Consider the following 24057-nt stretch of genomic DNA (forward strand, 5'->3'; position numbering starts at 1 on the left):
GGCAGGGGGGCGGCGGCGCCGCCGCGGAGCCCCGGCTGTCGGATCCCTATGTCCTGTCGGCGGGACAACCGGCCCGGCAGGGTGTCCGCACGGTCGTCCCTTGCACGGGGTTTCCCCGGCCATTTACCTTGGCGTCGCGACGACCCCCGGGTGCGCGTATCGAGTACGTGATCAATGCCGGGACAAGATCGCGGACATCGCAAGCCGACCACGGCTTGTCGACGAATACCTGACTCGCGAATACCTGTGGAACGGCCGCTCGGTGCAGCGTTCTTCGAGCGGCAGCCGATTTCGATCGACACCACAATATGCTGCCGTCACGACCACGCAGACGTCCTTCCCGAAGGACCCGGCCGCCTACCGCAATCCGCCGCCGAGATTCGGCTCCGTCGCATGTGCGCACCGGCGGGCAGCGAAGAAAGGACGCCGGCGGCCGTGCCGGCGACGACGGTCCGGGAAAGGACCGGCGGTGGCGTGGGCGCGCATTCCCGGTCGGCGGAGAAAGGAAAGGCTGTCAATGGAATCGTGGTCGCGGGTCCACCCGAGAGGTGGACAGGAGCAGGCGTCGGGACCACACGCCGCGCCTTCGAGTGCGTCGGTGTCGCTCGTGAAGGAAGTATCGGGGCTGTGGGGGGAATACCTCGACGGTCGCGAAGTCGGGCCGGATGACGACTTCTTCGCGATCGGCGGCAATTCGCTGATCGGGATCAAGATCATCGACCGAGTTTCCCGGGACTACGGCGTCGAACTGTCCGTGCGCGACTTCTACCTGGCGCAGACCCCGGCCCGGGTCGCCGAGTTGATCGAGCAGGGGAGGGCACGGACGTGAGGTTGACGCCGGGTGCCGCGCGCGACATCGACCTCGACCGCGTCGACCTGTTCGACCTGGACCTCTACACCTCGGGGGATCCGCACGGAATCTGGGACGTGATGCGGGCGAAGGCGCCCCTGCACCACCAGATCCTCCCCGACGGCCGGGAGTTCTGGTCGGTGACCCGCTACGACGACGTCTGCCGCGTGCTCGGCGACCACCGGGAATTCACCTCGGAGCGCGGCACCGTGGTCACCCACCTCGGGGTGGACGACGTCGCGGCGGGCAAACTGCTGACGTCCACCGACCCGCCGCGGCACACCCAGGTGCGCAGGGCGATCGGCGCCAAGCTCACCGCGCGGGCGGTGGCGTCCTGGCGGGACCGGATCCGGCAGTCGATCGTGCGCTTTCTCGAACCGGCCCTGGACGGCGACACCTTCGACCTGGCCGAGCAGGCCCTGCGCCTCCCGGCGATCGTCACCGGCCCGCTGTTGGGGATCCCGGAGCGGGACTGGGACGAACTCGTGCAGTTGACCGCGATGGTGACGGCCCCCTCGGACCCGCACTTCCAACACGGCAGCGAAGCCGCGACGCTGGCCATCTCCCACCACGAACTCGTCACCTACGTCACGGACTGGGTCAAACGGCGGCGGGCGACCGGAGGCGAGGACGGGAGCCTGCTCGACCACCTCATGAGCGTGCGCGCGGGAGACGCGCCGCTGACCGACGAGGAGATCGCGCTCGACGGCTACAGCATCCTGCTGGGCGCCAACGTGACGACGCCGCACACCGTCTCGGGCACGGTGCTCGCGCTCGTCGAGCGGCCCGAGCAATTCGAGAAGGTGCAGGCCGACCCGTCGCTGGTCCCGAACCTGGTCGACGAAGGACTGCGCTGGACTTCGGCCGCCTGTAACTTCATGCGGTACGCGGTGAGCGACACCCGGATCGGCGGGGGCACGATCCCGGCCCGCGGCGCGGTCGTCGCGTGGATCGGGTCGGCCAACCGCGACGAGTCCCAGTTCGCCGATCCGCACGAGTTCGACGTGACGCGGAACGCGAGCCGCCAGGTCGCGTTCGGGTTCGGGCCGCACTACTGCATCGGGGCGCCGCTGGCCCGGATGACCCTGCGGATCTTCTTCGAGGAACTGCTCCTGCGGTTCGGGTCGATCGAACTCGACGGCGAGCCACAGCACTTGCGGTCGTACTTCATCGCCGGGATGACCCACCTCCCGATCGTCGCCCAGAAACGAAAGACGCCATGACCTCCGGCTCCAGCACCGCCACGCCGCCATGGTTCGTCCGCCGGCCCACCGACCACCCCGCCCGGATCTTCTGCTTTCCCTACTCCGGGTCCGGAGCGTCGGCCTTCAGCGCCTGGCCGGCCGCGATCGACGACGTCGAGGTCTGCCCGGTGCAGTTCCCCGGCCGCGAGAACCGGTTGGCCGAACCCCACTACGGCACCTACGAGAACCTGGCCGCCGGCCTGATCGACCCACTGGCGCCGCTGCTCGACCGGCCGTTCGCGTTCTTCGGGCACTGTGCGGGCGCGCTGCCCGCGTTCGAGACCGTGGTCCGGCTCGCCGAACGGGGTCTGCCCGGGCCGGACTGCTTCTTCGTATCGGGCCAGCCCGCACCGCACGACGCCTCGGGCGACCGGATGCTCACCATGACCGAATCCGAACTACGGGCCGAGGTGGAGTCGTTCATCCGCGGCCGGGGGATCGAGCCGCGGCCGGACATGGTCGACATGGGCCTGGCCGTGCTGCTCCGTGATCACGCCGCCGCGCGCGATTACCGGCGGACGGAGCCGGTCGAGGTGCGATGCCCCATCGTCGTGCTGCACTGGCGGGACGACCCCGAGGTGAGCCTCGACCGGCTCGACGGGTGGCGGCAGTACTCGGATTCGGTCGACATCCGGGTTGTCGACGGCGGGCACTACGACTTCATGCACGCCCCGGACGAGCTGCGGAAGTTGTTGACCTCTTGGCGGTGAAGGAAATGCCGCCCGTGAGAGCCGTACGCCGAGGGAACCGGAAGGGAATCGTATGAGTGGCACAGCCACCGATATTGCCGTCATCGGGATGTCGTGCCGTTTCCCCGGCGTGCGCAACCCGGGTGAGTTCTGGCGCTTGCTACTCGACGGGAAGTCGACCGTCGGAACGTTTCCGAAGCAGCGGGCGGTCGACTCGAAGCACCCGTCCCACCCGGACGCCGCCACCGTGAACTCGGGTTCGTTCCTCGACTCCATCGACGGGTTCGACGCGGAGTTCTTCGATACGGGTTCGGCGGAGGCAGCCGCCATGGACCCCGTCCAGCGCCTGGGGTTGGAGCTCGCCTGGGAGGTCGTCGAAGACGCCCGTGTGCCGGCGACCGCGCTCGCGGGCCGCGAGATCGATGTCCTGGTCGGCGCCGCGCCCTCCGGGTACGAGCTGCTGCGCAAGCAGTCCGGCAGCGACCGGGACGACCACTACGCCGCGCTCGGTTCGAGCGGTGCGTTGATCGCGAATCGGATCTCGAGCCTATTCGACGTCCGCGGCATGAGCTTTTGCGCGGACTCGGGCCAGTCATCCTCACTCGTGTCGTTGGCGCTGGCCTGCGAACGCATCCGGAGCGGGGCGGTCGACATGTCGATCGTCGGTGGCGTGCACCTGATCGCCGATCCGGAAACGGGGCTGGGCCTGGCGAATCTGGGCGCCCTGTCGCCCGACGGCCGCTGCTACACCTTCGACGAACGGGCCGGCGGTTTCGTCCGGGGAGAGGGTGGGGCGTTCGTCCTGCTGAAGCGGCTCGATCACGCCGTCGCCGATGGCGATCACATCTACGCGGTGGTGCGCGGCTGGGCCGTCGGCAGTGCCGGCGCGTCCACCCGGATGCCGGATCCCAGCCCCGGCGCGCAGGCGGCAACCGTGCTGTCCGCTCTCGAACGCGCGGCTGTTTCGTTCGACGGTGTCGACTACGTCGAGGCCCACGGCACCGGTACCCGACTCGGCGATCCGGCTGAGATATCCGGCCTGCGCGAGGTGTTCCGGGAAACCGGCCGGAGCCGCCCCCTGGTGATCGGCTCGGTGAAGACGAATGTCGGGCACCTGGAGCCGGCTGCGGGAATCGTCGGCTTCGTGAAGGCGGCGCTGTGCGTGGACCGCGCCCGGCTGGTCGCGAGTCTGAACTTCCGGTCACCGAACCCCGCCATCCCCGACTTCCTCGAGGACTTCGAAGTCCTCGCAGCCGCGCGGCCCTGGCCGAGCACGCCGGATCGGCCGCGCCGGGCCGGGGTGTCGGCGTTCGGGATGGGCGGCACGAACGCGCACGTGATCCTTGAGCAGGCGCCGGAGGCGCAGACCGGATCCCGTGTCGCGGGTGAGGGCCCCGCCACCGGCGTTTTTGGGGTGCCGCCGTGGGTGTTGTCGGCGCGCTCGGAGCAGGCGTTGCGGGAACAGGCGGCGCGGTTGCGGGATTTCGTGGCCGCGGACGCGTCGGTGTCGGCGGCCGATGTGGGGTATTCCCTGGTGTCGACGCGGTCGTTGTTCGAGCACCGGGCAGTGGTGCTGAGCGGTGGCCGTGCGGAGTCGGCGGCCGACCTGGACCAGGTGGCGGCGGGCGGGGATTCGGCGCGGGCGATTCGCGGGGTGGCCGCAGGGCCGCTGGGTCCGGTCGTCTTCGTGTTCCCCGGCCAGGGGTCGCAGTGGGTGGGCATGGGCAGACAGCTGTACGCGGAGTCGGAGGTCTTCGCGCGCGGGATCGACGAGTGCGCGCGGGCTCTGGAGCCGTGGGTGGACTGGTCACCGGTGGACGTGGTGACCGGTGCGAAGTCGGCCGCGTCGCTGGACCGGGTGGATGTGGTCCAGCCGGTGTTGTTCGCCGTGATGGTGTCGTTGGCCCGGGTGTGGCGGTCGCTGGGCGTGGTCCCCGATGCCGTGGTGGGGCACTCGCAGGGCGAGATCGCCGCGGCGTGCGTGTCGGGCGCGCTCTCGCTCCGGGACGCGGCGCGGGTCGTTGCGGTGCGCAGCCGGGCATTGACCGATCTGGCCGGCTCGGGCGGGATGAGTGCGGTGTCCGCGTCTCCCGAATGGGTTCGGGACCGGTTGCGGCAGTGGTCCGGGCGGCTCGCCACGGCAGCGGTCAACGGGCCGGCGTCGGTGGTGATCTCCGGGGACGACGAGGCGCTGGACCGGTTCGCCGCGATGGCAGCCGATGACGGGGTCCGGGTGCGACGGGTCAAGGTGGACTACGCGTCGCACTCCCACCACGTCGAACGCATCCGTGATCGTCTGCTCGCGGCGACTTCGGGTCTTTCGCCGAGGAAATCGGAGGTGGACTTCCACTCCACGGTCACCGGGGGACTGCTCGACACGGATGTGCTCGACGGCTCGTACTGGTACGACAACCTGAGCTCGACGGTGCGTTTCGGCGAGGTTGTCGAGCACCTGATGCGAGACCGCGGTGGTGTGTTCGTGGAAGTCGGTCCGCATCCGGTGCTCGCCGTGGCGATGGAGGAGACCGCCGACGCGCTGGCGGCCTCACCGGTGGTGGTGGGCACCTTGCACAAGGACGACGGGAGTGCCGGCAAGGTCCTGGCGTCGCTGGCCGAACTGCATGTGCGGGGTGTGCCGGTGAACTGGGAGGCGGTGTTCGCCGCCCACCGGCCCCGCCGGATCGACCTGCCGACCTACGCGTTCCAGCGGCAGCGGTACTGGCTGACAGCGCCCGACGACACCGGCACCACGCCCCCGGGTGCCCTCGCGCGTGCGAGCGGATCAGGCACGAACACCAGGGCGGCGGACCTGGGTTCGCAACGGGCGGTGCTCGATCTCGTGTGCGCCGAAACGGCAACGGTGCTGAGTGTGAAGGACGCGGATTCGACGGGCGTCGATCTCGCGGCAAGGTCGACCGAAACCTTCAAGGATCTGGGTTTCGACTCGTCGATGGCCGTGCGGCTGCGCAACCGGCTCACCGCGGCCACCGGCGTGCGGCTTTCGGCCACCGTCGCGTTCACCCACCCCACTCCGCGAACGCTCGGTCGGCACATCTTCTCCCTCCTCGCGCCGGAGATGCCCGCTGCCCCCGAAACGGTCGAGGAAACGGGTTCGCAAAGCCGCAGTGATGACGAACTCTACGAACTGATCGACCGCGGATACGTGTAGCACCACCCGGTAGCACCACCCGATAGCACCACCTGTTCGTCTAAGCAACTGTTGGGGGAGGCCCTGGTGGAGGACGTCGACAAGCTCCGGTCCTACCTGCGACGCGCCGTCGGCGACGCGCAGGCCCTGCGCGAGCGGGTGCGCGAGCTGGAGGAGTCCGCGCGCGAGCCCATCGCGGTCGTGGGTGTGGGGTGTCGCTTCCCGGGCGGGGTCACCTCCCCCGAAGGCCTGTGGGACGTGGTGTCCGGCGGTGTGGACGCGATGGGCGACTTCCCGTCGGATCGTGGGTGGGATCTGGCGGCGCTGTACGACCCGGACCCCGAGGCGCGCGGGAAGACGTACACGCGCTCGGGTGGATTCCTGCCCGATCTCGCGGAGTTCGACGCGCCGTTCTTCGGCATCAGCCCGCGAGAGGCGCTGGCGATGGACCCCCAGCAGCGGTTGATGCTGGAGACGTCGTGGGAAGCGCTGGAGCGGGCGGGTATCGACCCGGCCGGGCTGCGGGGCTCGGCGACCGGGGTGTTCACCGGGATCTACGCGGTCGACTACGGCCCGCGGATGGGCGGCGGGGCAGCCGACGAGGTGGAGGGATTCGCGATCGCGGGGACGTACACCAGCGTGGCCTCGGGCCGGGTGGCGTATGTGCTGGGTCTGGAAGGTCCCGCGGTGTCGGTGGACACCGCGTGCTCGTCGTCGCTGGTCGCCGTCCACCACGCGGCGCGATCCCTGCGTTCCGGGGAGTGCACGCTCGCGTTGGCCGGTGGGGTGTCGGTGCTGCCGACACCGGGGCTGTTCGTGGAGGTCGCCCGGCAGCGGGGTCTGTCGGCCGACGGGCGGTGCAAGTCGTTCGCGGAGGCGGCCGACGGAACCGGCTGGGGCGAGGGCGCGGGCGTGCTGGTGCTGGAGCGGTTGTCGCACGCGCGGCGCAACGGGCGTCGGATCCTGGCGGTGATCCGGGGCTCGGCGATCAACCAGGACGGGGCGTCCAACGGGCTGACCGCGCCGAACGGACTGGCGCAACAGCGGGTCATCCGAGCGGCCCTGGCCGATGCCGGGTTGTCGCTCGGCGAGGTGGACGCGGTGGAGGCGCACGGGACCGGTACGAAGCTGGGTGACCCCATCGAGGCGGAGGCGCTGCTGGCCACGTACGGGCAGGACCGGGATCCGGCCGGCCCGCTGTGGCTGGGTTCGTTGAAGTCGAACATCGGCCACACGCAGGCGGCCGCGGGCGTCGGCGGGATGATCAAGATGATCATGGCGATGCGGCACGGGGTACTGCCCAAGACCTTGCACGTGGACCGCCCGACCCCGCACGTCGACTGGTCGGCCGGAGCGGTGGAACTGCTGACCGAGACCCGGGAGTGGCCCGGCGCACCGGGACGGCCCCGACGCGCGGGCGTGTCGTCCTTCGGCGTCAGCGGCACGAACGCGCACCTCATCCTCGAGGAGGCACCCGAGGCACCCGAGGCACCCGAGGCACCCGAGACGGGGGAGGCCCCGGTTCGTGCGGTCGTGGACTCCGCCACCGGCCCGGTGCCCACCGGCGTTCCCGCAGCGGTGCCGTGGGTGCTGTCGGCCCGGTCGGCGCAGGCGCTGCGGGAACAGACGCTGCGGCTGCGGGACCGCGTGGCCGCGGCCCCGGACCTGCCGGTCGCGGAGGTGGGGTCCTCGCTGGTGGCGACGCGATCGCTGTTCGAGCACCGCCGGGTGGTGATCGGTGCGGACCGGGACGAGCTGCTCGCCGGCCTGGCCGCCGTGGCCGAGGGGACCAGGACTCCCGCCGGTGTGGTTTCCGGCGTCGCGAAGCCGGTCGGCAAGACGGTGTTCGTGTTCCCGGGCCAGGGATGGCAATGGGTGGGGATGGGCCGGGAGTTGTGGGAGTCGAGCCCGGTCTTCGCCGAGCAGATGCGCGCGTGCGCAAAAGCGCTGGAGCCGTGGTTGTCCTGGTCGTTGATCGACACCGTGTGCGGGGGGCCGGAGGCGGCGGACCTGGATCGCATCGACGTCGTGCAGCCGGTGCTGTTCGCGATGATGTTGTCGCTGTCGCGGGTGTGGCGTTCGCTGGGGGTGACACCGGATGCGGTGATCGGTCACTCCCAGGGTGAGATCGCCGCGGCCTGCGCCGCGGGCGCCCTGACATTGGCGGACGCGGCCAAGATCGTGGCCCTGCGGTCCCGACTGCTGGCCACGTCCACCCAGGACGGCGGCATGGCCGGGATCGTGGCACCCGAAGACCGGGTGCGGGAGCTGCTGGGGCCGTGGGAGTCCCGGGTCGCGATCGCCGCGGTCAACGGACCGTACTCGACGACCGTCTCTGGTGAGGCACCGGCGGTCCGGGAGCTGATCGCGCACTGCGAGGCCCAGCGCGTTCGCGCGCGCTGGATCCCGGCGAGCGTTCCCGGGCACTCGCCGCTGATGGACCGGTTCGAGGACCGGCTCCGCGACGAACTGGGCCGGATCACACCCGTGTCCTCGCCGGTGGCGTTCTACTCGACGGTCACCGGTGGGCTGATCGACACCATGGAGCTGGACGCGGCCTACTGGTTCCGCAACCTGCGGGAACCGGTCCGGTTCGAAGCCGGCATGAATCGCCTCCTCGAACAGGGGCACGGTGCGTTCATCGAGGTCAGCCCGCACCCGCTGCTCACGGTGAACATCCGGGAGATGCTCGACGCCACCCCCGATTCCGCCGGGGTGGTGGTGGGTTCGCTGCGCCGCGGCGACGGCGGGCCGGCGCGGTTGTACCGGTCCGCGGCCGAGGCCTTCGTGGCGGGCGTCGCGGTGTCCTGGGAGACGGCGTTCCCGGGCCGGGACGGTCGGTGGGTCGAGTTGCCCACGTACGCCTTCCAACGGCAGCGCTACTGGCTGAACACACCCGACGAGACCATCGGGAAACCGACCGAGCCGAGCTTCGACCATCGGGACTCGCTGTTCCGGGTGGACTGGGCCCCCCTCCCGGCCCCGTCCGGGGAAGCCGCAGGCCGGTACGGGGTGCCGGCAACGCCCGTCGCGGTCGGCGCGTCCCCGGGCCGAGGCGAAGCGATCTTCGCCGACCTCGACGAACTCGCCGCTTCCGGTGGGGCGATACCCCCTGTCGTCATCGTCGGCATCGATGGGACGGGCGCGGACGACGGCTATACACCCGCCGTAGTCGAGCGTGACCTCCACCGGGTGCTGCGGTGGACGCAGGACTGGCTCTCGGACGACCGGTTCTCCCAGTCACGCCTGGTCATCGTGACGCGGGCGGCGATCCACGACGACCGGGTTCCGCACACCGACCCCGCGGCGGCGGCGATCTGGGGATTCGTGCGCACCGCGCAGACCGAGAACCCGGGTCGGTTCACGCTCGTGGACACGGACGACCAGCCCGCCTCGTGGGCGGGCATCCCGGCGGCGGCCGCGACCGGAGAACCCCAGCTCAAGATCCGAGCCGGCATCGTGACCACCCCACAACTGGCCCCCGTCCGCGGTACATCCGCCGGTCGCGGGCCCATCGGCGGGGCGCCGGACGGTCCCGGTCTCGGGTCAGGGACGGTGCTGATCACGGGCGGTACCAGCGGCCTGGGGGCGATGCTGGCCCGGCACGTCGTGGAGCGGCACGGGGTGCGTCGGTTGGTGCTGGCCGGCAGGCGAGGGCCGGCGGCTCCGGCCGCGGCGGAACTGCGGCAGGAGTTGACCGCGGCGGGGGCGCAGGTCGAGGTCGTGGCCTGCGATGTCACCAGCCGTGAGTCCGTCGCCGAGCTGATCGCCGCGGTGCCGGACGAGCACCCGCTGACGGCGGTGATCCACTGCGCGGCCGTGCTGGACGACGGGGTCGTCGAGGCGTTGACCGAGGACCGCGTGGACTCGGTGCTGGCGCCGAAGGTGTACGGCGCCTGGCACCTGCACGAGTCGACCAGGCACCTGGATCTGTCCGCGTTCGTGCTGTTCTCCTCGATCGCGAGCGTGCTCGGGACGGCGGGCCAGGCCAACTACGCGGCGGCCAACGCGTTTCTCAACGGGCTCGCGGAAGCCCGTTCGGCCGCGGGGCTGCCGGCAAGCTCGTTGTGCTGGGGTTACTGGGCGGAACGCACCGAGATGGGCGCCGACCTCGGTGCGGCGGACATCGTGCGCCTGGAACGGCAGGGCGTGCAGCCGATGTCGTCGCACGAGGGGCTCGCACTCTTCGACGCGGCGATCTCGCGGGACGAACCGGTGCTGGTGCCCGCGCGGCTGCATCTCGCGGCACCGGGCGCGCCGAGTGCGGGCCAAGCGGGTTCGCCGCTCCTGCGCACTCTGCTCGGGGCCCCTGCCGAACCCGGCGACCCGGGGGATCGGGAGGTCACCGACGCGGCGATCGCGCAGCAGGTGAGGTCGCTGCCACGGGCCGACGCGGAGGTGGTGCTGCTCGATGCCGTTCGGGCGGAGACCGCGATCGTCCTCGGTCACGCCGACCCCGGGAGGGTCGGTCCCGCTGCGGCCTTCCGGGACCTGGGGATCGATTCGCTCACCGCGCTGGAACTGCGGAACAAGCTGGCCGCGGTGACCGGCATGAAGCTGCCCGCCACGCTCGCGTTCGACTACCCGAACCCGAGCGCCCTCGCGCAGTTCCTGAACGCGGGTATCAACCCCGACTCCGGTACCGACCCGGAATCTTTGGCCGAGCGGCTGACCGAGGAGATCGAAGGACTGGGCGCCCGGCTGGAGGACGCGTTCCGTGAGCTCGGGGCAAAGGACAAGACCACCATTTCCACTCTGCTCGGCGAGCTGCAGGGCCGAGTCCGTTCGATGGTGAGCGATGGATCACCGGTCGGCATCGTCGACCGGATCAGTTCGGCATCAGCGGGCGAGCTTCTCTCGCTGCTGGACAAAGAGCTCGGCTAGGGGAGAGCGATGACAAACGACAACAACGCCGATGTTCTCGACTACCTCAAGCGCACATCGATCGAGCTGATCGAGACACGTCAGCGCCTGCAAGAGCTGACGGAGGCCGCTGCCGAGCCCATCGCGGTCGTGGGTGTCGCCTGCCGTTTCCCGGGTGGGGTGGCGACCCCGGAGGCGTTGTGGGACCTGGTGCGGGCGGGCCGGGACGCGGTGTCGGACTTCCCGGACGACCGCAACTGGGACCTGGAGGCTCTGTACGACCCGGATCCGGATCGGCCGGGTACCTGTTACACGCGCTCCGGCGGGTTCCTGCGCGACGCGGGTGATTTCGACGCCGAGTTCTTCGGCATCAACCCGCGCGAGGCGCTGGCCGCCGACCCGCAGCAGCGGTTGCTCCTGGAGACGTCGTGGGAGTCCCTGGAACGAGCCGGTATCGACCCGCAGACCCTGCGCGGCAGCGACACCGGCGTCTTCGCCGGTCTGGCGTACTTCGGGTACGGGAACCACCTCTTCACCCCCGAGATCATCTCGGGCTACGCGCAGACCGGTTCCCTGCTGAGCGTGGCGTCCGGTCGCGTGGCGTACGCGCTGGGCCTGGAGGGCCCGGCGGTGTCGACCGACACCGCGTGCTCGTCGTCGTTGGTGGCGGTGCACCAGGCGGTGCAGTCGCTGCGACAGGGCGAATGCGCGCTGGCCCTGGCCGGGGGCGTCACCGTCATGGCGACGACGCAGGTGTTCAGGGAGATGTCGCGGCAGCGGGGCCTGGCGGTGGACGGCCGGTGCAAGGCGTTCGCCGACGCGGCGGACGGCACCGGCTTCTCCGAGGGCGCGGGCGTGCTGGTGCTGGAGCGGTTGTCGCACGCGCGGCGCAACGGGCGTCGGATCCTGGCGGTGATCCGGGGCTCGGCGATCAACCAGGACGGGGCGTCCAACGGATTGACCGCGCCGAACGGGCCGGCGCAACAGCGGGTGATCCGGGCGGCGTTGGTGAACTCCCGGTTGCAGGCGAGCGATGTGGACGTGGTGGAGGCGCACGGGACCGGCACGAAGCTGGGCGATCCGATCGAGGCGCAGGCGGTGCTGGCCACCTACGGGCAGGACCGGGACGCCGGTCGGCCGCTGTGGCTAGGGTCGTTGAAGTCGAACCTCGGCCACACGCAGGCGGCCGCGGGCGTCGGCGGGATGATCAAGATGATCATGGCGATGCGGCACGGGGTACTGCCCGGCACACTGCACGTGGACCGCCCGTCGACACACGTGGACTGGTCGGCCGGGGCGGTGGAACTGCTGACCGAGGCCCGCGAGTGGCCGAGCACGCCGGGGCGGCCCCGGCGGGCCGGCGTGTCCGCCTTCGGAGCCAGTGGCACCAATGCGCACCTGATCCTGGAGGAGGCCCCCGAGGAAGAGACGGTGCCCGACGCCGCCGATCAAGTGCCCGGCAGTACCGCCGGGTTGGTGCCGTGGGTCGTGTCGGCGCGGTCGGCGGGGGCGCTGCGGGCGCAGGCGCAGAAGCTGCGCGATTTCGCCGCCGCCGATGCGGACCCGGATGTCGTCGACATCGGGTGGTCGCTGGTGTCGAGCAGGTCGCGGTTCGAGCATCGCGCGGTGGTGCTGGGGCGGGACCGGGACGAGTTGGTCGGCGGCCTGACCTCGTTGAGCAACGGTGTGGAGTCCGCCGCAGTCGTCCGGGGCGTCGCCGGGGAAGTGGGCGGAGTCGTCTTCATGTTCCCCGGGCAGGGAACGCAGTGGGCGGGCACGGCAAGGCAGTTGTACGACACCTTCCCCGTCTTCGCGCACACCCTCGACGAGATCTGCGAACACTTCGATGCACACCTCCCCTACGCCCTCAAGCCCCTGCTCCTCGCCGACGCGCCCGCGAAGGGCAGGGCGGGTCGGACCGACATCGCGCAGCCGGCGTTGTTCGCGCTGGAGGTCGGCCGGTACCGGCTCATGGTGAGTATCTGCGGGCAGCCGGACCACCTGATCGGCCACTCCGTCGGCGAGATCGCGGCCGCCTACGTGTCCGGAGCCCTGGACCTGGACAGTGCGACAAGGCTCGTGGCCGCTCGCGGACGGGTGATGCAGACGGTCGGCGAGCGGGGTGCCATGCTGGCGGTACGCGCCTCGGAGGAGGAAGTGGGCGCTCTGCTCGGCCGGTACGACCGCGTCGGTATCGCCGCCGTCAACGGCCCGGAATCGGTCGTGGTCTCGGGCAGCCGCGACGCGGTACACGAACTCCGGGAAAAGCTCGTCGCCGGCGGCACGTCGGCGAAACTGCTCGACGTCGACCACGCGTTCCACTCCCCGCTGATGGACTCGATCCTGGACGAGTTCGCGGGCTCGATCGGCGAACTCCCCGCGGGCCGCATGTCGATCCCGGTCGTGTCGACCAGGTCGGGCCGCGAGGCCACGATCGAGGAGTTGACCTCCGTCGCGCACTGGGTCGACCACGTCCGCGCACCCGTTCGCTTCTTCGACGCGGTGGAATGCGCCCGTGCGTTCGGGGCGAACGTCTTCCTCGAAGTGGGGCCGGGAGCGACCCTCACGAGCATCACCAAGGAGGCCTTCGCCGGCGAGGGTGTGGACGACGCGGTGGTCCTGTCGTCGTCGCGGCGAGGCCGCGGGGCGGTGGAGGCGCTGCTCGGCTCGCTGGCCCAGCTGCACGTCCGGGGCGGGGCGGTGGACTGGGGCACGCTGTTCGGGGCGCGTCGGCGGGTGGATCTGCCGACGTACGCGTTCCAGCGGCAGCGGTACTGGCTGGACTTCCTGGCCGGGATGGGGTCGGCGGACGTGGCCTTTGCCGGACTTTCGGCTCCGGAGCACCCGTTGCTGGGCGCCGTGGTGGACCACCCCGGCACCGACGAGGTGGTGTTCACCGACCTGTGGTCCCTGCGGACCCACGACTGGCTGGCCGATCACGCCGTGTTCGGCGCGGTGGTCGTACCGGCGACGGCCTACCTGGACCTGGCGCTGTCGGTGGGCGACTTCGTCGGGTGTGCCGCGATCGAGGAACTCTCCTTGGAAGTTCCCCTGATTCTTCCCGACTCGGGCGGCGTGCGGGTGCGGGTCGTCGTCGGTGCGGCGGACGAGACGGGACACCGTTCCCTGGACGTGTACTCGCGTCCCGACGCGGACGGCCGGACGACGGGCGGCTGGACCCGGCACGCGACGGGGAGTCTGGCACCGAGCGCACCGCCTGCGGCCGCAAGGACCGATGACGCGCCATCACTTGCCGTGTGGCCACCGATCGGGGCGCGACAGCTCGACATCGACGGTCTCTACGACTCCTTCGCGGACGCGGGTTTCGTCTACGGTCCGACCTTCCGCGGGCTGCGCGAAGTCTGGCGGCGCGGTGACGACCTCTTCGCGCTGGCCACGTTGCCGGTGACCGCCGAGGGCTCCACCGGCGGCGGGTTCGCGCTGCATCCGGCGCTGATCGACTCCGTGCTGCACGCGGTGGTGGCCGGCGGTGTCATCGAAGTGACGGACGGCCAGGGCTGGATGCCCTTCTCGTGGTCCGGCGTGGAGCAGGTCGGGGAGTGCGGCCCGAGCGTGAAGGTCCGGATCTCCCCGACCGGCGAGGGCGTCGTGTCGGTGACGATCACCGAAGAGCACGGCCGCGAGATCGCTCACGTCGAGGCGTTGACGTTCCGACCGGCGAGTGTCGAGCAACTGCGCTCGGCGCGCGGCGGGCACGAGCAATCGCTGTACGAACTGGAATGGCGACCGGTCCGGCAGAGCACGCGGGAAACCTACCGCGAGCGGTGGGGCGTTCTCGGCGCGAAGAACGGCCCGGCCTCTCGACTCGGCGCGGTGGGTGGCGACAGTGTCGTGTTCCACGAGTCGATGGACGACGTCGTCTCGGGGGAGGTGCCCCGGCACCTCGTCCTGTGCCCGGACGACTTCGTCGCCGCCGACTCCGACCTGTTCGCCGCGGTCGGCAGCGCGGACGCGCGCGTGCTGGAGTGGGTCCAGCGGTTCCTCGCCGAGGAGCGGCTCGCCGGATCCACGCTGGTGATTCTCACCCATCTGGCCCTCGACACCGGTGGCGGGGAGAGCGTCGAAAGCCTGCCCGGCGCGTCGGTGTGGGGCCTGATCCGGTCCGCCCAGACCGAGCACCCCGGCAGGTTCCGGCTGGTGGACGTCGACGACGACGAAACATCCTGGGCAAGCTTCCCCGACGCGCTCGCCATCGGTGAAGAGCAACTGGCACTGCGTGGCGGCACCTACCTCGCCCCCCGCATGACGCCGACCTCACCCGCGAACAACCGGATCGAGCCACCGGCGGCCGGCGCACACCGGCTGGGCATCCCGAGCAAGGGGACGCTGGAGAACCTGACCTGGGTTCCCTGCCCCGAGGTGGAAGAGCCCCTCACGAGCGGGCAGGTTCGTATCTCCGTGCACGCCGCGGGACTCAACTTCCGAGACGTCACGATCGCTCTGGGGCTGGTGGACAGAACGGCCATCGATGCCGGGATCGGCAGTGAGGGCGCCGGAACCGTGCTGGAGGTGGCGGACGATGTGACAAGTCTTTCGCCGGGCGACCGGGTGATGGGCATCTTCTCCGGCGCCTTCGGCCGCGTGGCCGTGGCGGATCACCGCCTGCTCATGCCCATCCCCGACGGGTGGAGCTACGCCGAGGCGGCGTCCGTGCCGGGCGCCTACCTCACCGCCTACTACGCGCTCTTTCATGTGACGAACCTCGAGAAGGGCCAACGGATTCTCGTCCACGCCGCGGCAGGTGGTGTGGGGATGGCCGCCGTGCAACTGGCGAAGCACGTCGGTGCCGAGATCTACGGCACCGCGAGCTTGGCCAAGTGGCCCACCCTGCGCGGTCTGGGACTGGACGACGAGCACCTGGCGTCGTCGCGGAACCTGGAGTTCGCGGAGAATTTCCTGGACTCCTCCGGCGGTCGCGGTGTCGACGTCGTGCTGAACTCCCTCGCACACACCTACGTCGACGCCTCGCTGACGCTGCTCCCCAAGGGCGGGAGCTTCATCGAGATGGGGAAGACGGACATCCGCGATCCCCGACAGGTGGCGGCCGACCATCCCGGGGTCGACTACCAGGCCTTCGACCTCTACGAGGCGGGCCCGGACCTGATCAACGAGATGTTCCGGGCCGTCATGGAGCTGTTCGCCGACGGGCGGGTGCGCCCGAACCCGATCTCCGTCCGCAACATCCGCGACGCGCGTAAGACATTTCGCGAGATGAGCCAGGGCCGTCACATCGGCAAGCTGGTCTTCGACATGGGTGACGGCTTCGGCGGTGGGACCGTGCTGGTCACCGGCGGGACCGGAGGAGTGGGCTCGCTGGTGGCGCGGCACCTCGTCACCGAACACGGTGTGCGCAGCCTGGTGCTGGCCGGCCGTCGAGGAATGGCGGCCGACGGGGCGCGCGAACTCGTTTCCGACCTGGAGGGAGCGGGCGCGGTCGTCAGCGTCGTGCAATGCGATGTCGCGGACCGCGCCGCCGTGGCGCGGATGCTCGCGGACATGCCCCGTGAGTACCCGCTGACGGCGGTCGTGCACGCGGCCGGTGTGCTGGCGGACGGCACCCTGGAGTCGCTGACCCCGGAGAGCCTCGATCGGGTGTTGCGCGCCAAAGCCGGCGGTGCGGTCAACCTGCACGAGCTGACCGGGGAACACACCCTGACGGCGTTCATTCTGTTCTCCGCCCTCGCGGGCACGCTCGGCACCGCAGGACAGGCGAACTACGCGGCGGCGAACGGGTTCCTGGACGGTCTGGCAGCGCAGCGCAGGGCGTCCGGCCTGGTCGGTACCTCGCTGTGCTGGGGCTGGTGGGAGCAACGCAGCGGGATGACCGAGGACCTGGACGAGGTCGACCTCTCCCGGATCCGGCGGATGGGCATCGCCGAGATGCCGACACCGCAGGCACTGGCCCTGTTCGACGCGGCGTGCGCGATCGACAAGCCGGTCCTCATCCCGGCTCGGGTGGACGTCTCGGCGCTGCGGAGCAGGGCCGCCGACGAGGTGCCGCTCGTCCTGCGCGGCCTCGTCGACGGCGGTCGCCCGCTTCGGAACAGGGCGAGCACGATCGGGGACGGCGACCCCCTCGGCCTGCCCGCCAGGCTGGTCACCCTGGCGGAGGGCGAGGCGGAGGCGGCCGTGCTGGACTGGGTCCGCGACCAGGTCGCCATCGTGCTCGGACACCCGGCCGGCGCGGCCATCGACGCCGACCAGGCGTTCACCCACCTCGGATTCGACTCGCTGACCTCGGTCGAACTGTGCAACCGGCTGGCCTCCTCGACCGGACTGCGGCTGCCGTCCACCCTGGTCTTCAGCTACCCGACACCGCGCGAGCTGGGTCGACACATATCCGGCCTGCTGCGTCCGGCAGCGCGGCCAAGCTCGGCCGAGGACGCGGAGATCCGAGAAGTGCTGCGGAACGTCCCGATCGACAGGCTGCGGAGCGCGGGCCTCCTGGAGCTGGTCCTGGCGTGCGCCAACCCGCCTCGGTCGAACGTCGAGGAGCAGGTGCCGAACGCGGACGCGGGCGAACTGGCGGCCCTGGACCTGGAAGCACTCGTCGACCTGGCTCTGGATGAGAGGGACAAGTGACCATGAACAACGCCGCGGATCGCACAGCGGACGGCGGGGACCGGGTCGAACGGGCGCTCCGCGCGCTGTTGGAGGAGCGCGATCGCCTCCGGCAGGAGAACGACGCGCTGAAGGCCGGCCGCGTCGAGCCGATCGCGGTGGTGGCCATGGCGTGCCGCTACCCGGGAGGTGCGTCCTCGCCCGAGGAGCTGTGGGACATGGTCCGCGGCGGCCGGGACGCGGTGGACGAGTTCCCGGCGGACCGCGGGTGGCGGGATGTGTACGACCCGGATCCCGACACGGTCGGCAGCTCGTACGTGCGGCACGGAGGATTCCTGACGGACGTCGCCGATTTCGACGCGGACTTCTTCGGCATCAGTCCGCGTGAAGCGTTGGCGATCGACCCGCAGCAGCGCCTGTTGTTGCAGACGTCGTGGGAGGTCTTCGAGCGGGCAGGCATCGTTCCCGCCGATGTGCGCGGGAGCGACGTCGGTGTCTTCACCGGGGTGAGCTCCTCCGAGTACGGCTCGCGCTTCCTGGAGGGGGGCAGGAACGAGCTGGAGGGCTACCTGATGCACGGGAGCGCGCTGAGCGTCGCGTCCGGCCGGGTGGCCTACGAGCTGGGGTTGACCGGGGCGGCGGTGAGCGTGGACACGGCGTGTTCGTCCTCGCTGGTGGCCCTGCACCTGGCGACGCAGTCCCTGCGTTCGGGGGAGTGCTCGCTCGCGCTGGTGGGCGGGGCGTCGGTGATGTCGACGCCCGCGATCTTCGTGGAGTTCTCCCGGCAACGCGGTCTGTCGGCCGATGGCCGGTGCAAGTCCTTCGCGGACGGAGCCGATGGGACCGGCTGGGCCGAGGGGGTGGGTGTGCTGCTGCTGGAGCGGTTGTCCGACGCCCGCCGCAACGGCCACCCGGTGCTGGCGGTCGTTCGCGGCAGCGCGGTGAACCAGGACGGGGCCAGCAACGGGTTGACCGCTCCCAACGGCCGCGCCCAAGAGAAGGTGATCCGGCAGGCACTGGCGAATGCGGGGGTCGCGGCCGCCGAGGTGGACGCGGTCGAAGCCCACGGCACCGGAACCGTGCTGGGGGACCCCATCGAGGCGGGTGCGCTGCTGGCGACCTACGGGCAGGACCGGGTCGGGGACAGGCCGCTGTGGCTGGGATCCATGAAGTCGAACATCGGTCATGCCCAGGCCGCCGCCGGGGTCGCCGGGGTGATCAAGATGGTGATGGCCATGCGCCACGGCTTCCTGCCGAAGACCCTGCACGTGGATACGCCTTCACGGCACGTGGACTGGTCCCCGGGCACGGTCGAACTGCTGGTGGAAGGGCGTGAGTGGACCCGGGCGCACGGTCCGCGACGGGCCGGGGTGTCCTCGTTCGGAGTCAGCGGCACCAACGCGCACGTGATCCTGGAAGAGGAACCGCCGCAGGCGCCGACGCACGAGCGCGGTCCGGACCCGGGCGTCGTCGGCGGGTTGGTGCCGTGGGTGGTGTCGGGCAAGAGCGCGGCGGCCGTGGAGCGGCAGGCGGGCAGGCTGCGCGATTTCACCGCTGCCGAGCCGGATGCGGATCTCGTCGACGTCGGTTGGTCGTTGTTGTCGAGCCGGTCGCGGTTCGAGCATCGTGCGGTGGTGCTGGGCCGCGATCGGGACGAATTGCTGAACGGGCTGGCGTCGTTGAGCGAACGCGCGGAGTCCGCCGGGGTGGTGCGTGGCGCCGCCGGGAACCTCGGCGGCGTGGTCTTCATGTTTCCGGGGCAGGGGTCGCAGTGGGTCGGAATGGGCCGGCAACTGTACGACACCTTCCCGGTCTTCGCGCAGACCCTCGACGAGTGCGCGGCCGCATTGGCCGAGTGGGTCGACTGGTCGCTGCTCGACGTGGTGCGCGGCGCGGCGGGGGCGCCGACCCTGGACCGAGTGGACGTGGTTCAGCCGGCGTTGTTCGCGGTGATGGTGTCCACGGCCGCCCTGTGGCGGTCCTGGGGCGTGGAACCGGCCGCGGTGGTGGGGCACAGCCAAGGCGAGATAGCCGCGGCCCACGTATGCGGTGCGTTGTCGTTGCGTGACGCCGCCAAGATCGTGGCGCTCCGTAGCAGGGCTCTGGTGGGATTGATCGGTCACGGCGGCATGGCGTCGGTCGTGGAGTCCGCGGACGTCGTGGCGGCACACCTGACGCCGTGGAACGACCGGGTGAGCGTCGCCGTTGTCAACGGCCCCCGCTCGGTGGTGGTTTCCGGGGAGCCGGACGCACTCGACGAATTCGTCGAGAAGATGACGGCCGAAGGCGTTCAGGCCCGGAGAATATCGGTCGACTACGCCTCCCATTCACACCAGGTGACCCAGGTCCGCGACCAGGTGATCGGATCGCTGTCCGACGTGCACCCGAAATCGTCGACGCTGCCCTTCTACTCGACCCTGTACGGCGAAACAATCGATACCGCAAAGCTGAACGGCGACTACTGGTACAACAATCTGCGCGAGAAAGTGCTCTTCGAATCCTCCGTCCGCCGGTTGATCGACGACGGTTTCCGGGGGTTCATCGAGATGAGCCCGCACCCCGTTCTGACCGTCCCGGTGCAGGAGATGGTCGAGGACGTGGACGACGCGGTGGTCCTGTCGTCGTCACGGCGGGATCGGGGAGAGGTGGAGGCTGTGGTCGGCTCGCTGGCCCAGCTGCACGTTCGCGGTGGGGCCGTGGACTGGAGCGCCCTGTTCGGGGTGCGCCGGCGGGTGGACCTGCCGACGTACGCGTTCCGGCGGCAGCGGTACTGGCTGAATTCCTCGCACACCGCGGTGACGGTTGAGGTGCCCTCGACGGAGCCGCCCGCAGCCGATGATCCCCCCGTCACCCTGTCGGAGCTGCTCTCCACCGTCCCCGACGGTGACGTGGAGGCACTCGTGCTGGACCACGTCCTCAAGAAGGTCGCCGTCGTGCTCGGACACCCCTCGGCGGAGACCATCGACCCCGACCAGGAGTTCAAGGACATCGGATTCGACTCGCTGCTGTCGGTGGAGCTGAGCAAACGCCTGGCCGCGACGACCGGCCTCAAGCTGAGGGCGAACCTGGTGCTGCGGCACCCGACGCCGAGGCGGATCGCCGGGCACGTCATGTCCTCGTTGGCCGACCGCGATCCGCAGTGATCCCCCCGTGGTTCGGGCGCCTTTGCGCCCCGTAGGACCGTCCCGTCGGCGGGACACCGCACATTCGACAGCGGGTGGCCCGTCCCGGCACCCGTTGTCTTGACCGGCTGATCCACTTCCGTGAATGTGGAGGGATCCGCGAATTCCTCAGGTTCCCGGGCCTGTTTGCTGAGGGGATGTTTCCTGTGCGTTCGTTCGGTGCGTCGTCGGCGCATAAAGGATTGTGGCTGGCGCAGAAAATGTCTCCCGACACGCTGAACCATGCGCTGTCCATGTGGGATGTGGACGGTGACCTGGACACGGCGGTCCTGGAATCCGCGTTTCGGCACGTGCTGGACGAGGCGGAAGTGCTGCGCGTCAATTTCGTCGACGACGGCAGCGGGCTGCGGCTGGTGCCTCGGGAACTGGGGGACTGGCGGCCGTTCTTCCTGGACCTCAGCGCCGAGGCCGATCCCGAGCAGGCGGCGCGCGAAGCGCTGGCCGACCTGGTGAAGCAGCCCTTCGACCTGGAGCGGGATCTGCTGTTTCGACTGGGTGTGGTCAAACTCGCGGCGGCCCGCTCGCTCGTGGTGATCGCCTACCACCACCTCATCTCGGACGGGTACGGCGCGGGCGGCCTGCTCTCGCGCCGCCTCGCCGAGGTGTACACGGCCCTGGTGCGAGGGTCGGAGGTAGCGGAGTTGCCGCACCCGTGGGATGCCGAGTCGTTCGCCACCGAGGCGGCCCGGTACGCGGCCTCCGAGAAGTTCGCCGAGGACACGGAGTTCTGGCGCGACTACCTGGCGAACGCGCCCGCGCCCGCGCAGGTTCCGCGCGTCGCGATGTCCGACGCGACGCGGTCCGCGCTCTCCGAGCCGATGGGCGGCGTGGACCGCTGGGGGCAGTTGGCCGACTCCATCGGCATGGTGAGCCGAACGCTGACGGTTCCGCGCGCGGAGGCGGACGCGTGGACCGAGACCGCGAAGTCCATGGGTGTGTGGATGTCGTCGATGCTGACCGCGGCCGCGGCGGTGTTCTTCCGGCACCGCTGCGATCGCCCGGAGTTCCTTGTCTCGCTGGCCGTGGCCAATCGGGTCGGGGCGGCGAGCAGGACGCCCGGTCTGGCGGTGAACGTGGTGCCGGTGCGGGTGCGGATTCCGCTCGGTGCGACCTTCACCGAGGTCGCCGACGCGGTGGTGGACGAGACGTATGAGATCTTCGGACAAACCACCTGCCACTACTCGGACATCCAGCGCGCGAGCGGAACCGTCCTGAGCGGTCGCGGCAGTTTCGGTGCCGTCGTCAACGTCGTCGAGTTCGCGGAGCAACTCCACTTCGCCGACAGCCCGGCGTCCTACCTCGGCGGGACGACCGGGGCCTTCGACGAGTTGTCGATCGGGGTCTACACCGACGGGAGCGCCGACAGCGACCTGTACGTCCGGCTCGACGCCCCCGCGGGCCTGTACTCCGGCGCGGAGCTGCGCTTCATCGGCGCGGAGCTGATCGCCCACATCCGTGCCGTGACGGCCGATCCGGAGCTGCCGGTCGGTGCGCTGGACGTGGTGAGCGGTGCCGAGCGGGACCGGGTGTCGACGGCACCGAACAACACGGATGCGCCGATGCCCGGGCTGACGGTTCCGGAACTGTTCGCCCGTCAAGTGGAGCTGGCTCCCGATGCCGTCGCGGTGGTGTCCGGGGACTCGGCGGTTTCGTACCGGGAACTGGATGAGCGGTCGAGCCGCCTGGCCCAGGCGCTGCGACGCCGACACGTCGCACCGGAGGCGGTCGTGGCGGTGGCCATGCCTCGCTCGGTGGACCTGGCCGTCGCCCTGCTGGGGGTGGTGAAGGCGGGCGGAGCCTACCTGCCGATCGACCCGACGTTCCCGGCGGAGCGGATCAGGTCGGTGGTACACGATTCCTCGGCGTGCGTACTGCTCACCGAAGCGGCGACAGCCGAAACACTCTCCGCCGACCTGGATGTGCCGGCGATCGTGTTCGACGAAATCCGTTCGCACACCGTCGACGACGACGGCAACGGTGTGCGGGAGGTGCCGGCCCCTTCGCGTCCGGACAACCTGTTGGCTGTGATGTACGGTTCCGGATCGACCGGTGCGGCCACGGGAGTCGCGGTGACGCACCGGAACATGCAGCGGTTCGTCATGGATCGCCACTGGCGGGAAGGCGGCCACGGCGCCATGCTGTGGCATTCGCCGCACACCTTCGACGCGCTCCCGCTCGAATTGTGGGTGCCTTTGCTGAACGGCGGCCGGGTGGTGGTGGCTCCCCCGGGGAAGCCGGCCATCGATGCGCTCGCCGAGTTGCGAGCGGCGAACGAGATCTCCGCGATGTGGTTGTCCGCGGGCCTGTTCTCGGCGATCGCGGCCGAATGCCCCGAGCGCTTGGCCGGGTTGCGCGAGGTGTGGACCGGTGGTGACCGCGTGTCCGAGGCGGCGCTGCGACGGATCCGGGAGGCATGCCCCGAGCTGACGATCGTCAACGGTCACGGTCCGGTGGAAACGACCGTGTTCGCCGCATGCCACCGCCTGGCGGCGGACGAACCGACGCGGCACGCGGGCACGCTCGGCCGCCCGATGGACGACACCGCCCTCTACGTGTTGGGGCCGGGATCGGCGCCGGTCCCCGTCGGCGTGGTCGGCGAGTTGTACGTGGCCGGGCCCGGCGTGGCGCGTGGCTACCTCGGGCGACCCGGGCAGACCGCCGAGCGGTTCGTGCCCTGCCCGTTCGGTCCGGCCGGCGGGCTCATGTACCGGACCGGGGACCGGGTGCGGTGGGGGGCCGACGGCCGGCTGGAATACGTGGGCCGGGCCGATGTCCGAGCCGAGGTACACGGTGTCCGGATCGAGCCGGCCGAGGCCGAAGAGGCGCTGTCCGAGCACCCCGGGCTGGCCCAGTCGGTGGTGGCGGTCCGGGAGGACGAATCCGGGCAGCAGCGGCTGGTGGCCTATGTGGTCCCGGTGGGCGACCGGGACGACGTCTCGGGTGAGGAACTGCGCCGGTTCGCCGCGGGGCGGTTGCCGGAGTTCCTGGTGCCGTCGGTGTTCGTGGTGCTGGAACGCCTGCCGGTGACCGCGGGCGGGAGGGTGGACCGGGCGTCGCTGCCGGAGCCCGAGTTCGACGAGGGGTCGTACCGAGCACCGCGCGACCGCACCGAACGGGTTCTGGCCGAGGCGTTCGCCGATGTGCTCGAACTGGACCGGGTGGTGGGCATCGACGAGGACTTCTTCGACCTCGGTGGGAACTCGCTGCGGGCGATCAGGCTGGTCGGCCTGATCCGAGCGGAGTTGAACCTCGAGGTATCCATCCGCAAGTTGTTCGCGGCGCGCACCATCATCGGTTTGTCGGACATGCGGGGCAACCTCGCCCGATCGAGCAGGCCGGCTCTGCGCAGGAGGACAAGGGACGGCGAAGCCCTCTGAGCGTCGGCCGGGTCGCGACGAAATCCCGGTGGGACGGGGTTCACCCAGGTATATCGTTCTTCGCCGATCGTGCCGATCACGACATGTCCGCGGCGTGCGGAAAAGGGATTTCGAATGAGGAG

At 70.5% G+C, this 24057-nt stretch carries 8 protein-coding genes; all 8 read left to right on the plus strand.

Annotated features, from left to right (window positions below; translation table 11 throughout):
• The first annotated feature begins 607 nt into the window (after window positions 1-607).
• Window positions 608-829 carry an acyl carrier protein gene (locus ABZS54_RS07540; protein ID WP_355532089.1) on the plus strand — a complete coding sequence of 74 codons (222 nt, stop codon included), beginning with the start codon at window positions 608-610 and terminating at the stop codon, window positions 827-829.
• Window positions 826-2073, plus strand: a complete 1248-nt coding sequence (locus tag ABZS54_RS07545; protein WP_355532091.1) for a cytochrome P450 — start codon at window positions 826-828, stop codon at window positions 2071-2073. Before ABZS54_RS07540 ends, ABZS54_RS07545 begins: the two co-directional genes overlap by 4 nt.
• The gene (locus tag ABZS54_RS07550) at window positions 2070-2804 is read left to right on the plus strand and encodes an alpha/beta fold hydrolase (protein ID WP_355532093.1); all 735 of its coding nucleotides are present in this window, start codon (window positions 2070-2072) and stop codon (window positions 2802-2804) included. Before ABZS54_RS07545 ends, ABZS54_RS07550 begins: the two co-directional genes overlap by 4 nt.
• A gap of 52 nt (window positions 2805-2856) precedes the next feature.
• Complete coding sequence (locus tag ABZS54_RS07555) at window positions 2857-5952, plus strand: acyltransferase domain-containing protein (RefSeq protein ID WP_355532095.1); 3096 nt, start codon at window positions 2857-2859, stop codon at window positions 5950-5952.
• 66 nt (window positions 5953-6018) lie between these two features.
• Window positions 6019-10815 (plus strand): SDR family NAD(P)-dependent oxidoreductase, encoded by a 4797-nt coding sequence (locus ABZS54_RS07560; RefSeq protein WP_355532097.1) that lies wholly within the window; start codon window positions 6019-6021, stop codon window positions 10813-10815.
• A gap of 9 nt (window positions 10816-10824) precedes the next feature.
• Window positions 10825-17397 carry a type I polyketide synthase gene (locus ABZS54_RS07565; protein ID WP_355532099.1) on the plus strand — a complete coding sequence of 2191 codons (6573 nt, stop codon included), beginning with the start codon at window positions 10825-10827 and terminating at the stop codon, window positions 17395-17397.
• A gap of 2 nt (window positions 17398-17399) precedes the next feature.
• On the plus strand, window positions 17400-20519 hold the full coding sequence (locus tag ABZS54_RS07570) for a type I polyketide synthase (protein WP_355532101.1): 3120 nt from the start codon (window positions 17400-17402) through the stop codon (window positions 20517-20519).
• A gap of 176 nt (window positions 20520-20695) precedes the next feature.
• Window positions 20696-23935: an amino acid adenylation domain-containing protein gene (locus tag ABZS54_RS07575; protein ID WP_355532103.1), complete on the plus strand. Its 3240-nt coding sequence runs from the start codon at window positions 20696-20698 to the stop codon at window positions 23933-23935.
• Window positions 23936-24057 lie beyond the last annotated feature (122 nt).

The organism is Embleya sp. NPDC005575 (genome assembly GCF_040605455.1).
Lineage (GTDB): Bacteria > Actinomycetota > Actinomycetes > Streptomycetales > Streptomycetaceae > Embleya.